This window comes from Nitrospiraceae bacterium (genome assembly GCA_035623075.1).
In the GTDB taxonomy this organism is placed as follows: domain Bacteria; phylum Nitrospirota; class Nitrospiria; order Nitrospirales; family Nitrospiraceae; genus DASPUC01.
This window is the reverse complement of sequence record DASPUC010000023.1, coordinates 1-14,952: the sequence shown is the minus strand read 5'-3', so window position 1 is coordinate 14,952 and position 14,952 is coordinate 1. Positions and strand designations below refer to the sequence as shown.

The 14,952-nt window shown below is 56.0% G+C and carries 14 protein-coding genes; 3 read left to right on the top strand and 11 right to left on the bottom strand.

All coding sequences use genetic code 11. From position 1 onward, the window contains the following. The first annotated feature begins 66 nt into the window (after positions 1-66). On the top strand, positions 67-2,859 hold the full coding sequence (gene uvrA, locus VEI50_06180; GenBank protein ID HXX74696.1) for an excinuclease ABC subunit UvrA: 2,793 nt from the start codon (positions 67-69) through the stop codon (positions 2,857-2,859). A 128-nt stretch (positions 2,860-2,987) separates the two neighbouring features. Here uvrA and VEI50_06175 read toward each other — a convergent pair whose 3' ends face one another. The 8 genes from VEI50_06175 to VEI50_06140 form a co-directional block, all read right to left on the bottom strand. Next, positions 2,988-4,367, bottom strand: coding sequence for a DUF3422 family protein (locus tag VEI50_06175; protein HXX74695.1), 1,380 nt, complete (start codon positions 4,365-4,367; stop codon positions 2,988-2,990). A gap of 34 nt (positions 4,368-4,401) precedes the next feature. After that, positions 4,402-5,655, bottom strand: coding sequence for a CsgG/HfaB family protein (locus tag VEI50_06170; protein HXX74694.1), 1,254 nt, complete (start codon positions 5,653-5,655; stop codon positions 4,402-4,404). 105 nt (positions 5,656-5,760) lie between these two features. Beyond that, positions 5,761-6,324, bottom strand: coding sequence for a YqgE/AlgH family protein (locus VEI50_06165; GenBank protein ID HXX74693.1), 564 nt, complete (start codon positions 6,322-6,324; stop codon positions 5,761-5,763). Between the two features lie 60 nt (positions 6,325-6,384). Next, positions 6,385-7,173: a nitrilase-related carbon-nitrogen hydrolase gene (locus tag VEI50_06160; protein HXX74692.1), complete on the bottom strand. Its 789-nt coding sequence runs from the start codon at positions 7,171-7,173 to the stop codon at positions 6,385-6,387. 74 nt (positions 7,174-7,247) lie between these two features. Further along, positions 7,248-7,595, bottom strand: a complete 348-nt coding sequence (smbP, locus tag VEI50_06155) for a small metal-binding protein SmbP (GenBank protein HXX74691.1) — start codon at positions 7,593-7,595, stop codon at positions 7,248-7,250. 99 nt (positions 7,596-7,694) lie between these two features. Further along, positions 7,695-8,576 (bottom strand): sulfurtransferase, encoded by an 882-nt coding sequence (locus tag VEI50_06150; protein HXX74690.1) that lies wholly within the window; start codon positions 8,574-8,576, stop codon positions 7,695-7,697. Positions 8,577-8,609: 33 nt separating this feature from the next. Then, on the bottom strand, positions 8,610-9,899 hold the full coding sequence (locus VEI50_06145; GenBank protein ID HXX74689.1) for a multiheme c-type cytochrome: 1,290 nt from the start codon (positions 9,897-9,899) through the stop codon (positions 8,610-8,612). After that, positions 9,896-10,933 (bottom strand): histone deacetylase, encoded by a 1,038-nt coding sequence (locus VEI50_06140; protein ID HXX74688.1) that lies wholly within the window; start codon positions 10,931-10,933, stop codon positions 9,896-9,898. Before VEI50_06140 ends, VEI50_06145 begins: the two co-directional genes overlap by 4 nt. An 11-nt stretch (positions 10,934-10,944) precedes the next feature. Between VEI50_06140 and VEI50_06135 the strand changes: the two genes are divergently transcribed. Next, positions 10,945-11,262: a tetratricopeptide repeat protein gene (locus VEI50_06135; GenBank protein ID HXX74687.1), complete on the top strand. Its 318-nt coding sequence runs from the start codon at positions 10,945-10,947 to the stop codon at positions 11,260-11,262. A gap of 57 nt (positions 11,263-11,319) precedes the next feature. Here VEI50_06135 and VEI50_06130 read toward each other — a convergent pair whose 3' ends face one another. Then, entirely contained in the window at positions 11,320-12,168 is an 849-nt protein-coding gene (locus VEI50_06130; GenBank protein HXX74686.1) for a hypothetical protein, read from the bottom strand. Positions 12,169-12,171: 3 nt separating this feature from the next. Then, complete coding sequence (locus VEI50_06125; protein HXX74685.1) at positions 12,172-12,528, bottom strand: hypothetical protein; 357 nt, start codon at positions 12,526-12,528, stop codon at positions 12,172-12,174. 113 nt (positions 12,529-12,641) lie between these two features. Between VEI50_06125 and VEI50_06120 the strand changes: the two genes are divergently transcribed. After that, on the top strand, positions 12,642-14,468 hold the full coding sequence (locus VEI50_06120; protein HXX74684.1) for a M3 family oligoendopeptidase: 1,827 nt from the start codon (positions 12,642-12,644) through the stop codon (positions 14,466-14,468). Between the two features lie 149 nt (positions 14,469-14,617). Here the strand turns inward: VEI50_06120 and VEI50_06115 are convergent. After that, on the bottom strand, positions 14,618-14,952 hold a 335-nt coding region (locus tag VEI50_06115; protein HXX74683.1), incomplete at its 5' end, for a hypothetical protein.

The following is a 14,952-nucleotide window of genomic DNA, read 5'->3' as shown; positions in this document are numbered from 1 at the left end:
GCGTCCCATTGAAGCATGGCGGCAGCCTTGCTACCATGACACGTTTAAATATGGGGGCTCTTCCACATGGGATCAATCCCTCTCTCCCCCGATCAGGATCGAGACCTGTTGATCGAGGGCGCCAGACAAAACAACCTGAAGAACATCTCGCTCCGCATTCCCCATAATCAGGTGACGGCCATTACCGGTGTATCCGGCTCCGGCAAATCCTCCCTGGCCTTCGATACGCTGTTCGCGGAAGGCCAGTGGCGCTACGTCGAATCCCTTTCGACCTATGCTCGCATGTTTCTGGACAAGGTAGCGAGGCCCGACGTAGACAAAGTTCTCAACATTCGTCCCGCCATCGCCATCGAGCAAAAGAACCAAGTCCGGACAGCCCGTTCCACAGTTGGAACGGCCACGGAAATCTCCGATCTCCTGCGCCTGCTCTTTTCGAAGATTGGACGACCGACGTGCCCCGACTGCCACGAAGAGGCCTGCAGCTTCCAGCCCGATACGGCTGCACAGGACGTACTCGATCGATATTCAGGAGCACGCGCCATGGTCCTGTTCCCCATCGCCCCGCCGGCCCACAAACAAGAACACCCGTTCGTGCAATCGCTCTTGACCAGAGGATACTCACGTATCAAGGTCGCAGAGGAGGTGCTCGATCTTCACGAAGCCGGGGCTCACTCGTTTGGGAAAAACCAGCCCATGCAGGTCGTGCTCGATCGTCTGTTCATTCGGTCCGACAACCGTTCTCGATTGGTCGAAGCCATCGAAACCGCGTTTCAGGAAGGCGAAGGCCAATGTTTCGTCGATGTGATCGGACAACGCACAGTTGTCTACAGCACTCGGTTTCGCTGCCAGCGGTGTGGGCGAACCTTCGAACCCCTCAGGCCCATCCTGTTCTCATTCAACCATCCGCTCGGCGCCTGCCCCGAATGCAAAGGCTTCGGCAACATCCTCCGCTACGATCATGCCCTTGTTATACCGGATCACGCCAAGTCTCTCGCTCAAGGGGCGATTGAACCCTGGAGCAAGGCGGGAACGGATTGGTGGCAGAAGCAAATGCTCCTGGCCGTGAAACGTCAGGGGATCGATACTACGATTCCCTTCAAGGAGCTGCCTCACGCCGTTCAACAGAAGCTCTGGGACGGTGACGACTCGTTTGAAGGGATCCATGATTTCTTCGAATACATGGAGGGGAAACGCTACAAACTTCACGTCCGTGTGCTGCTGAGTCGTTATCGCACACCCTACACCTGTCCGATCTGTCGAGGCAGCCGGCTGAAACCTGACGCACGGTACGTCAAGATTGCAGGCCGTGACATTCATGATATTTCCGAACTCACCATCGACGCGGTCGCAAGCTGGATCGAGTCGCTGACGTTGAGGCCCTTCGAACAGACTATCGCGCAGGACATTCTGCGCCAGCTCAATGCCAAGCTGAGGTTTCTCCGGCGAGTCGGGTTAGGCTATCTGACGCTCACGCGCCAGACAAAAACCCTGTCCGGCGGTGAAGCTCAACGAGTATCCCTCGCCAATCAGCTCGGCTCCGGCTTGGTCGGGACGCTCTACGTGCTCGACGAGCCCACGATCGGACTTCATGCGCGAGATACAGACTTGTTGGCCGGCATTCTCAATGACCTGGCTGTGGCAGGCAACACGGTCGTTGTCGTTGAGCACGACCGCCACATAATCGAGTCGGCCGATTACATCGTGGAATTGGGACCCGGTTCCGGAGAAAAGGGAGGTGAAGTCGTCTGTGCAGCTCCAACAAAAGAATTTCTGTCAGATCGCCGGTCCCTCACCGCCCGCTACCTTCGCGGCGAAGCTTCCATTTCATTGCCGAAATCGCGCCGCTCAGGAACTGGCAAGGTGCTCGTGTTGGCCGGAGCCAGCGAACACAACCTGAGGGATCTGGTCGTGCGCATTCCGCTCGGCATGTTGGTCTGCGTGACCGGTGTCTCCGGATCCGGGAAGAGTACGCTGGTGGAAGACACGCTCTACTGTGCCGTCGCTCGTGCCTTTCGTGTAGGGTCGCTGCCTATGGGACGCTTCAAGGCCATCAGAGGATTGGAACATCTCAAAGGAGTCCGACTGATCGATCAGCAACCGATCGGGCGAACGCCCAGGTCGAATCCCATCACCTATCTCAAAGCGTTCGACGAGATTCGCTCCATCTTCGCTTCAGAACGGGACGCATTTCGTCAGGGACTCACGCCCACCCATTTCTCGTTCAATGCCTCGGAGGGCCGGTGCGAACGCTGCGAGGGCAGCGGGGTTGAAAAATTGGAGATGTACTTTTTCGAGGACATCTATGTCCCGTGCGAGACCTGCGAGGGAAAACGGTTCAAACCGCAAGTCCTCGCCATCCGACATCGCGGGAAAACCATCGCCGATGTCCTCGACCTGACGGTCGACGAGGCCCTGGCCTTCTTCTTGAACGCGCCAAGACTCTCCGCGAAACTCCATCTCCTTTCTTCAATCGGGCTCGGCTATGTGAGATTGGGCCAATCCGCCACCACGCTATCCGGCGGAGAAGCGCAGCGCCTGAAGATTGCGGCGGAGCTGAAGGATTCCGCCGCCAAGGATGTGCTGTACATCATGGACGAGCCGACGACCGGTTTGCACTTTGAAGACATCAAGAAGCTCTTGTCCGTCCTGCACAAGCTCGTCAACGCGGGGAATACTCTCGTCGTGGTGGAACATAATTTGGACGTGATCAAATCAGCGGATTGGATTATCGATCTCGGCCCGGAAGGCGGTGCGGCAGGCGGAGAGATTGTCGCGGAGGGACGACCGGAACAGGTGGCAAAGATTGCCACCTCTCACACCGGCAAGTTTCTGTCAGATACACATATTCTTAGGAGCTAGATCAATCCGTCTTCGCTGTTCCCTCTAATCTCATCGACCCTCCGGAAATACATCAACACCGTTTGCTACAGTGGAGACTATGGTGTCAGGTTGCTCAATTCCGTACGATCCTCCCTGTTTCCAAGGAGTCAGGGCTGTGGCCTATCGATTTTCTCTGGCGAATGTTCTCTCGACAGTTTCTTGTGTAGATACTTCTTACTGACCGTCGTGATGACGAAGGCAAGGCCAATCGCGATCGGAACAAAGATTGCTGATGCGATATTGGCGTTCTTGAGCCATCCCATATCGTAGAATCCCTTGAAGATCACTCCGGCGAGCCCGGCCAGATAATAGGCAATCACGATGACCGACAGTCCTTCGACCGTATGTTGCAGGATGGCCTGGCTCTTCGTCGTTTTGTCGACGCTTTGCAACAGCGTGAGGTTCTGGCCTTCCAAGATCAGATCGACGCGGGCACGGATGATTGAGATGATCCCTTCAAACCCGCCTCGCAATGTCTCGATGCGCTTGAGGAGCTGCTGATAGCCTTCGGCCACTCCTGTGATCCCGCTGAGGACATAGTCGGACACAGGTCGGTAAACCTCCATCGGCCGTTCTGACAACGACGCAATCGTGGTATGAACGATCTTGTCATAAGGCAACGAGGCAGACAGTTCGAAGTGCAGCCTCCCGGCAATGCGGTTCGTTTTCAGCAGGTCTTGCGTGAGACTGTTGAGCCATCGTTGAAGTGTCTCTGAATTCGCGTGCGCGATGTGGCCCGTAATGATCTCCCGTTGTTTCAAATGAACTTGCTCGAATTTGTAGACCTGGTCGATGGCTGAGGAGAACAGCGGCTTTTGCATCAAGAGCAGATGGTAGTAGGTTTCAATTCTCACGATAGCATCGACGATGTCTTTCAGTCGTGAAGCCTGCGCCTGTGGCGATCCGAGGCCGACCCAATAGCGCTCCCGTCCTTGTTCATCAGGTGTAAAGCTGGTGACGAGGCTTGTCTCCCCGTCAAAAATCCTGCTCCCATAGAGAACCGGCCCAGGCAACAACACCCGCATCCGTTCGCGCGAAGGCGTCGAATCCGCCGTGAGCAGGATATCTAGGCGACAGACTTCTGTGCCGAGCGGTGTGATGGGAAACGTGTAGTTGGGAAACGTCAGCGGCCCGAACGAAACCTCTGGTTTTCCTTCAGGCGGCAGATGCCACAGCTGGTAGTTGTAGTATTCGGTGTGCGCCTGCCAGACCACGATCAATCGGTCGCCGGTCTCCGCTTCCTTGATACCGTAGCCAAATGTCTCCCGGATGACCGTGGTTTCTTCGGCGATCTTGAAGGCTCCGAGCAGCGATTGAAATTCCGCCCGGCTGGCCGCACGTTGGGCAGGCGGGTCAGACATGCGGAAGGCCATATAATGGGCATGGGCCGGTGCGCGGAGCCATTCCGCCAGCGGCATTTGCGGCCGCTCATGTATTTTCTTTAGCAACGCATCCGTTCCGGACTGTGGCGTCTTTGAATGATCCATGCTTCTCTCCTGCTCCTATGTACACATCGCTTCGCTATAGTCCCGGGCGTCTTTCAGCAGTTACTACGACTTCAATCGGTTGATCGGCACGCTGTACCTCGAGGTGGAGGGTTTGCCCCGCCTCGACCTGGCAAAGCCGCTTGGCATCTCGTTCCTTTTTCACCGTCGCAAGCGACGAGCCATTGCAGGCCACCACACGATCGCCGACCTTGAGACCAGCCTTTTCAGCCGGCAGACCGCTCCTCAGTTCACGCACCAGATAAAACCGTCTACCGGCCGATTCTTGCAGCTCCCAATTCACCCCGATACGACCCGATCCCAAGAGACCGGTCTGTGAGCCGAATCGGGCCAGAATTCGATGGGCGATTAATCTCGCTGATCCTTCCGGATCGTCGCTTGTCGGATCGGTCAAGTGACCTTCGCCACTGAAAAGCAGCTGCCCGGTTTCCACATCGATCATGCGGAGCGAGAGGGACACACTACTGGTGACGGCCTCCTCATGGCGTTCCCACTGCTGGACCCCGCCGACAAGAATAGCCTGCGCGCCGACCAGCTTGCCGACCTTGAGCACGTTGGCATCATCGGTATGGGTTAACTGGATGACCTGTTCCTTGAGCACCTCATCCAGTTTGGCCCGTTCAACCGCGTTGATGTCGAGGTCGAGCAGCAGTGTCGTGATGATTCCCGCCACGCGCGACCCGGACCCCGGCGCACCGGCGGCGTCCTCGAAGAGCATGACGGCCATGGTGCGATAGTGATCGATGGTTTCCCGATTGATAGGACCAAGGCCCGTCACGACCGGCTCGGGCCGTCCCGGTGTTCCGCCGTTTCGTGCATGCGGAATCCCCACCGTTTCACAGGCCCGACGTCGCTGGAGGATAGCGGCTGGCGGACCCCAGGCACAGAGTTCGTCGTCCACGAGCACGACATGGTGTGGATATTCGCGCTCATCTTCCATGGCAATGTTGGTAAAGGGATAGATCAGACACCCGCCAATCAGGATCGAAAAAGGACAGAGACCCAGTTCATAGAGCCACTGGTTCCGAGCCGTCAGCGAATATTCCCATACCAACATCCGCCCATCGTCGCGCAGGACTCGATCCGGCCAGCCGATTTCTTCGACGACTTGAGCTTTCGTCATCGGCACTGTCAAGCGATCCATTTTTGCCTCAGACTTGATGACGGTATAGGCGACACCGCAGCCGCTCGACAGGTATACAGTCAATAGCAATCCCGTCATGTCGATCATGAAACCGACGCTCAATCGGCCCTGACGAAGGCATCGCATGGAGTGAGAGCCTAACACCGGATGAACAGAGCTTCAATGGAGCTGTTTCAAAAAGGTGCGCGACATGTGAGAGGAAAAGGCAGAAGGGTTGCTGAAGAACGCTGGCTAATTTAGCGATGGATCGAACGGCATATCGGCATAGTGGCGATAGCCTTCACCGAGCGACTTGAAGATATCCGGCCAGATCCGAGCAGGATCTTTGTCAAACACCAGGCTGGGATCCGCCGGAATCGTAATCCAGGATCCGGTTTTCATTTCGGCTTCCAGTTGTCCAGGGCCCCAGCCGGAATAGCCAAGATATGCGCGGAATGCATCCTTACCCGGATTGCCAGTCAGGATCTGATCGACCAGTGCCATGTCGCCGCCGAGGCAGACCCCATCAAAAACGTGATGGGAATTATCCGGCAACTGCTCGAGTCGATAGAGCATCATCACCTGATTCGTCTGGACCGGCCCGCCTTGAAAAAGGACGTGCCGCTGACTTTCGAGCACCGGCACCTGAGGTAGCGCTTCGGACACCGACATGGCCGTCGGCCGATTGACGATCACGCCCAGCGCACCCTCCGCCCCGTGTTCACAGAGCAGGACCACTGATTGCCGAAAATTCGGATCCCGCAAGGACGGAGCGGCGACCAAAAAAATTCCCTTTCCGAGAGGGAGGCTCTTCATGATTGTGATCCTACCGCGGCGCCGACCTGCGTGCAAGCCGTAGGCAGAAACCCTGTCGCCTCACTTGTAGAGGGATTCACGTCGGTCGCGCAAGAGATCATTGTACCGGGTGACGGATTTATTTCGCGCGTCCGCTGGGTCGATCTCGACGATGCAGAGTTCTTCCTGATCTCGTGGGGCACGATGCAAAATCGTGCCCCGAGGAGTGACGACTTCGCTGTTGCCGATATAGACCAATGGATCTTTACCTCCGCGCGCTTCAGTCCCGATCCGATTACAGGTCACGGCGAACACACGATTCTCCAGACATCGAACCGGCATGGAGTCCGGGCAATTCGGTAGGACCAAATTCGACGGATGACAGAGAATCTCGGCTCCCTTCAGCGCAAGTGTCCGTGCCGATTCGGGGTAGTACCAATCGAAACACACCATGACCCCAATCTTGGCCGGCCCGATGTCCCATACCTGGAATCCCGTATCACCCGGGGTAAAAAACAACGTCTCTTCGAAAAAGAGGTGAGTTTTGCGATAACAGCCGAGGAAGCCAGACGGACTGACGACGACCGCCGAGTTATACGAGGCTGCTCCTGCCTGCTCTGGAAGTCCTGCGACAATCACCATGCGACGCTTCTTTGCGATGTCGAGCAGGCGCCTAGTCGTCGGGCCATGGGGGACCGGTTCCGAGAGTTGTCGCACCTCCTCGCGGGAGGCAAACTGGTAGCCGGACACACAGAACTCGGGCAGGACGAGCAGGTCTGCTTCAGCCTGTTCGAGCTTCGCCTCGATCTGATCGAGGTTCTGGGCGACTTCCCCGAACCGCGGATTATTTTGATAGTACCCGACTCGCACGTTTGGAACCTCTTCAGACAACAACGGGCAGGGGGAACTCCCCTGCCCGTTGAACTCGCTTCTGGTCTGATTAGTTACTTCACTTCGGACAGATGCGTGACGGCTCCCTCAGCATGTTTGGTCGCCACATCCGCATGACCGGCCTTCCCATGCTCGACGGCTGCCTGGAGTTCTTTGACACCTTCGTCCAAGTGCGGATTCTTCACATCCTTCTGGGCCGCCTCTGCATGCTTAAGCGCCCCCTCCGCATGTTTTACGAGGGCATCGGCATGGCCTTGTTTCCCATGAGACACGGCTTCCTTCGCATGTTCGAGCGCTTCGCTCACATGCTTATTGTCGGCCAAGGCCAGCCCACCGAGTAGCGGTACGCCGACCAGTGCTGCGACCGCCGCGACAACAAGTGCTCCGCGTTGAATTCTCATGAGTCCCTCCTCCGTGGTTGAGATTGGCAGGGTGAAATGGACGATGATAACGAAAAGTCCCGAGAACTTGATTCACCTTACACAGGCATTTTTTGCCTGTCAAGAAGGCCGGGCTGCCTCATCGACAAGACCCAGTACCTTCTGCAAGCCTTTAAAATCCTTTTCCACCGGACAGGCAAAGTCCCGGCTCCATTCCCACCACGAGCCGGGATAGTTACGTACCTTCCGATAACCGGCAAGCTTTAGCACAAAATAGAGCCAGGCCGAGCGAACTCCGCCAGTGCAATAGCACACCACGGCTTGATCTGGGTGAAGACCTTTCTCGTCCAGACTGGCCTTGATCGCCTCGACATCCTTGACGGTCGCGTTAGGCTGCAAAAATCCGTTCCATCCGATATGCATGGCCGAAGGGATATGCCCGGGACGTGGAATCCCCGAGATTTCCTTGCCAAGATATTCTTCGAGGCTACGGGCATCGATGATCACCGTGTCCGGCCTCGGCTGCTTAACGAGCTGCTTCACCTCTTCCTTGTTGGCCATTACTTCGGCCTTCACCCTGACCGTAAAGTTTCCCGGTTTCGGTCGTACAGGCCCATGTTCAAACGGGCGCCTCTCTTCCACCCACTTAACCCATCCCCCGTCGAGAATCCGTAGGTGCTGATGTCCCAAATACTCCAACATCCAGAACATGCGACCTTCGTCGCCCCAATTGTCGAAGGGATTGGAGTAAATCACGATCTCACTGTCGTCATTAATTCCCAGAGCACGAATTTTCTGCCGCATGCGATCGAGATCGGGATCGAGCACACCCTTCGCGACGGCAGTGGGATCGCTGTACTCGTGCCAGGTGGAATTGATCGCACCGGGAATGTGACCGCCGAATTCATAGGCCGCACGTCCGCGGACGTCGATGACAACGAGGCCCGGCTGTCCCAAGCCTTTCTGGAGCGTCTCAGTATCGATCAAGAACGGATGCGTCATGGTACTCCCCTTCTTGCGATCAGCTTTTGTTGATCAGCTATCAGCTTTCACGCGACAGCTCACCGATTCCGGCTGAGCAAGGGCGGTCGCCAGTCGATTGCTCTCCCGGCTCAATACGTCCGCCAGATCCGTGGCCAGCGGAAACTCTCGGACATAAATCTCGAATCGATACGGATCATTGGCCGCCAATCCGTACTTCGTACGGAGCATCTCGTGCTGCCCATCGGTGAGGATATGGTACTGCACGCGGGCCTTCAGGGCCAAGCCCTCAGATTCAGCCGGCATTCGATAGGCAAATCGGTATTCGCGGCTGGCCAGTGGCAGCAGCCGGTTATCGTACAACTCTGCAACGACCGGTTGCCACATAATCCATCGTCCGATTGTCGACTTTTCCTGGTGAACCACCTGTTTCGTGCGATCCTCGATCAGAAACTCGATCGTAAAATGCCTGTCGGGGTCCCCCGTCGGAATCTTGTGGCCGGCACCGGCGTTGATCAACGTCAGGGTAAAGGTCACCTGTTCGCCCGGCTTCGGATCCGGTGGGTCGGCCTTGACCTGCACCGCCACGGCCCGTTTGATCATGTCCGGATCGTGCCCTCCGCGCCAGAGATGCTGGCGTCCACGCCGAATCGGGCCATCTGTAGCAACCGGTCGATCGATCTCCGGCATGTGACAGCTCTGGCAGATGAAACCCCGCTCCCGCATGAAGAACTTGCCTTCATATTCAGCATAGGTGCCGCAGGGGGCCACATTATAGAACTGGGCCGGGCCGGATACGACGTTGTGACAACGATAGCAGATCTGCGTCGTACGAAAGTTGGGATCAAATTTTGTCGGATGAGGGGCTGCTGAATCCTCGAACGGCCCATAAATGATCCCGTCACGCACATGGCAGGCGGCACAGGTGATGGCTTCCTTTTGGTATTCCGGATCATAGCGGGGATTCGGTTCCTCGATCGCCTTCTCGACGCGCCCCCGAGGAATGTCCTTGATGAGCGTCGGCTGCTGGTTCTCGAGCGGTGTATGGCAGTTCAAACAGACCCAGATGTTCTTGTCTTTTTTCCAATATGCTTGAAAGAACGGATCCGCGAAGGCGTGCGCATGGATGCTCGTCTTCCACTCATCGTAAATCTCGCGGTGGCAGGTGCCGCAGGACTCGGCCTTGAGACTGTCGAGTCCGGCAGGAATTTTTTGAAAAGGAATGGCATGGGCGTAGTCGGATCGCAAGCCGAAGATCACAACCGGCTTGATTTCGGTGTAATAGACATACACCGCTCCGACGGCAAGCGCCGCACCAAGACCGATTGTGAGTCCACGGGTCATGCGTTCAACAGTGCTGTGAGATGGGCGTCGACAGAGGCAGCCAGCGCCGTCAGGTTATATCCCCCCTCAAGCGTCGAGAGAATTCTCCCGTGAGCATATCGCTTGGCGATTCCGGCGACGATCGCAGTCAGATCTGCATAACCGGCCTCCGTCAACCCCATACTTGCAAGCGGATCGTCTCTATGCGCATCAAAGCCGGCTGAAATCATCACGAAGTCCGGCTTGAAATTATCCGCTGCCGGAACAAGCGTTTTGTTAAAAACGGCCTGGTAGTCTTCATCTCCCTCACCTGCCTCCATCGGCACGTTGATCGTGAATTGCTCTCCAGCACTGGTGCCCCGCTCCGTCCCACGCCCCGTCCCAGGATAGTGGGGGTATTGGTGAGTGCTAAAAAACAGGATCGAGGGATCGTCTTCAAAACTATGTTGCGTGCCGTTCCCGTGATGCACATCCCAATCAACGATGAGAACCCTTTGAAGTGCGTATCGCTTCTGCGCGTAACGGGCTGCGATCGCGACATTGTTGAAGAGGCAAAATCCCATCGCACGACCTGCTTCGGCGTGATGTCCGGGCGGACGCACCGCACAGAACACATGCTCGACCTGGCGACTCATGATTGCATCGACAGCGGCGAGTGTCCCACCTGCTGCGAGATAAGCAGCGGTCAACGATCCCGGCGACATGGACGTATCGGGATCGAGCGAGATGCGACCTTGTGTCGGTGCATGTTTCGCCAGCGCCGCGACGTATCCCGGCTGATGTATTTGTGTTATCCATTCGTCTTCAGCTCTTCGAGCTTCAATCCGAATGAGCCGCTGGAGCGTTCCGCTTTGCTCCAGCCGCTGCATGATCGAGCGAAGACGATTTGGGGATTCAGGATGTCCCATCCCCATATCGTGCTCGAGGTAGCGCGGATCGTAAACGAGTCCAGTCTTGCCCATAGAACAGTCCTCCGGAACGAAAAGAAATCGTAGCACGCGATGAGCGGCATAGACAATCAGCGGAGATGCGTGGTACCGTCGATCAGAGTTCACCAGGGGGAACGATGCCCAATCCACGAATCGAGCCATTAAAGAAAGTTCTCGCAATCGATCCGAATGACGATGTGGCCTGGTTCGGATTGGGGAAAGCCTATATGGAGGATGGGAATTTTGACGAAGCCGCCAAGGCCCTCCAACAATGTGTCACGGTCAAGCCCAGCTATTCTGCCGCCTATTTTGCACTGGCCCAATCGCTTCACAAACTCGGACGCATCGATGAATGTCGTGCGGTGTGCACAAGCGGCATCAACGTCTCTACCAACAACGGCGATGCCATGGTGACGAAGAACCTCGAAGCACTCGCCAGCTCCCTGCGGACCTAGTCAAACACCATCCTCTCCAGTTTCCCTCACGAGGACGTCTGTGTTCGGAGAATTGCATTACAAAAGCTGTCGGAACGCTTCGCTCTGTTGTTCAGTCAGCGCTGCCATGGCACCGGGATTTTCAATCAGCAAGCGGACTCGTGGATATCCTTTCTGGTACTTCGTCCGCTCTACGAACTCCACATTGGCCAATCTGGTTGCAGCCTGTGCCGGCAGCGGCATGACATCCCATAAGGCGATCAACACGGCGCTCAGATGCGGCACCGTCTGCAACAGCAGCGTAACTGCCCCTGAAAGATTCTTGAGATCCAACCTGATCTCCTCCCGCCTGCTCTGGCGTAATCCTTTCAAATCTGCTCGCGGAATCGAGATGCTGAGAATCACCGGGTAGCAATAATCCGCGAACTGTTTGGCCTTCTGCGAAATCCTGGCGAGAATCCGATGGACGAGAATCACGCCGCGGTCCTCCTCCTTCCCCTGTTCCGCCTCATCCATCAGACCACGGAGGGGAAGCCGTCGCCGTTCTGCCGAGCCGACCATGGCTGTGACTTCCACAAAGAAGCAGTCTCTGCCGAGATGACATTCGAGATCGGCGGTCCTCGCCTGGGATTCTGGCAGGAACCTGACCCTGGTCCCCACACGAATCAGTTGTATGGCGAGTTCGAGTTCGGCTAATGCGGATTCTTGGACACCGGGATCGTGATGGGTTAATCGGTTGAGGAGGCGCCCCAGACAAAGAAGGCTGGAATGATCGACACAGTGTCGACGAAGGGCGGTATAGCTGTCTTCGACGTGCCGGGAAAGCCGCTGCGGCTCTTCGGACCGCAGCGATGCGCGAAGACCTTCTTGCGACTCGTGGAAACGAGAGACTACACGCACCGTCCGCCGTGGTCGCCATCTTGCCATAGATCACACCGGTTCGGCCCCTTCATCATCCTTCGACGGCTCATGAAGCAATTCCGGCTGATGCTTCGAGATTTCTTCATACACCTCGTCCAGCCAGCGTCCGGCACAGCCTAAGATTTCCCGAACCAGCGGCTCTGGATGGCCGGTGCGTTTGATCGTCCACTGCGACACATACTCCAGCAAGGGCTCGCGCTCAAAGCGCTGAGCGCTCTGAGTTGCCAGCGCTGTCAGTTCGCCCAGCCCAGTACGCAGGATCTCTGCCACAATCTCCCGACTGTACGATGTACTCGCCGTGACATATTGAATTGCACGATTGAGCTCCTGGCCAGTCATATTTTGTCCGAACGTCTTCGATATCATACCTGTTGCGAGACCCTTGATGAAGTTCCCCTCACGACCAGCCGGAGAAATTGTGCTCGTACAACCCAACAGGAATGATATGATGACAGAGAATGGATTAGCACCTCACGGAGATGACCATCATGACCCTTGCTTCGTCTCGCCGCCAGCACATGCGTCGAACGTCATCCAAAGCGGCCGGTCAGACATGTTCAGACCGATGGAACCTCGCAGATCTCGTCAAAGACCCTGTTGGTCAATTTGACGCATACCTCGCGGATCTTGAAGCCCAGGTTTCACGGTTCGAGGCTTGGCGTCCTAAACTTGCCCCGACGATGGCCCGTGAAGATTTTCGTCAGCTGCTCGACCTCAGCCAGGAGATTGCACATTCATCATCACGCCTTGGAGCGTATGCGTATCTCTGGTTCTCGGAGAACACCAAGAATCTCGAAGCCCGCTCCTTCAAAACGAAAGTGGAAGAACGGCTGACCGCCATTAGTAATCGTCTCTTGTTCTTCGATCTCTGGTGGCAAGGGGTCGATCAGGATAACGCACGGCGGCTCATGGCAGGAACGGGATCTCTCCGATACCACCTGGAAACGATCCGCCGATACCAGCCCCACACTCTGAGCGAACCAGAAGAAAAGATCATTCATATCAAGAACATCACCGGCCGTAGTGCACTCAATCAACTGTATGACATCGTGACCAACAGCTTGACGTTTACCCTCACAGTGAAGGGCAAACGGCTCGCGCTGACGCGCGAGGAACTAACGGCCTATCTGCGCCATCCGAGCGCCCGCCTGCGCGAATCCGCCTATCGGGAGCTCTATCGTGTATTCGCTGGACAGCATGATTTGCTGGGGGAGATTTACAAAACTCTTGTACACGACTGGAAGTCGGAGAATCTCCAGCTTCGACGATTCTCCACACCGATTGCCACGCGCAATCTCGGCAATGATATCCCTGACAAGGCCGTGGATTCGCTGCTCGCCGTCTGCCGCCGCAACGGTGAGATCTTTCAGGAATACTTCCGCATCAAGGGTCGCCTTTGCAAGATCCGGCCAATGAGTCGGTATCACATCTATGCTCCTCATCGAACAGAACAAAAGACCTATCGCTACGAAGATGCCGTCCGAATGGTGCTCGAAGCCTATCGAGGCTTTTCGCCGAAGTTCGCGGATCTCGCTCGCCGTGTCATTGATGAGCAACATCTCGACGCCCCGACCAGATCAGGCAAGATTGGCGGAGCCTATTGCTACAGCGTCGTGCCTGCTCTTACTCCTTACGTCCTCTTGAATTTCACTGGTGAGGCCCGTGACATTGCAACCATGGCCCATGAACTTGGTCACGCTGTGCACGGCATGCTGGCGGAGCGCCATTCCGTATTTACGTTCCACTCTACGCTGCCTTTGGCGGAAACAGCCTCTGTCTTTGGCGAGCGGATTCTCTCCGATTCGCTGATGCAACAGGAAACAAACACAAACGTGCGACAGGGACTCCTTCTAAACCAATTGGATGACATCTATGCGACAGTCCTCCGGCAAGCGTATTTTGTCCTCTTTGAGAATCGAGCGCACGAGATGGTTGCACAAGGCTCGACCGTGACGGACTTGGCCCAGACCTATTTGACCGATCTGCGACAACAGTTTGGGAAAGCCGTCAAAGTTCCCGACGAGTTTCGATGGGAATGGCTCAGCATCCCCCACATATTCGCCAGCCCGTTCTATTGCTACGCGTACAGTTTTGGGAATCTCCTCGTCCTGGCCTTGTATCGGATGTATCAGGAGGAAGGTGCGTCCTTTGTGCCCAAGTATTTGGATCTCCTCAGTACCGGTGGGTCAGAACCCCCGCAAACTATCCTGGCCAAGGTGGGAGTCGACATGACTTCGGAGGCTTTCTGGCAATCAGGGTTCGATACGATTCGAGGCATGGTCCAGCAACTCGAACACACGCTCTAGGGCCACTTGCCGACAGAGTCAGTGGGCCGGTTGAGGCCTCATCTCCAGCCTAGAAGCCATCAAAATTATGGCGATTATAACGCACTTGACACCCATAAACGGAATCGACTATTCTGGGCTACTCTTTTATTGCTTATTTTCGTGGGAAGTTATGGCAGTACAGGCGCCCTTGAGCCGATCATCAGTATTGGGGCGTCAGGAATGTTGGACATCCCAAACCCTATAGCAATAGGTAACATCGGCTGCGAACCGAAGGATATTTTTGCAGCTAATAGTGCTTCTCCGAGAGTCTGTCGGTCTGGATTATCTGCCTCAGGAAGATTAATTCCAAATACAATTCCGTTAGCAGGCTTGACGGCCCCCACGCCGATTTTCCAATGTGATTTTACCAAGATATGTTCTAGCTGTATTGCCAGATACAGAGCTTCGGGGTCACCGTCCGTATATCGCAGATTCACAGAGCCTGGCTTTGCGGATAATACTT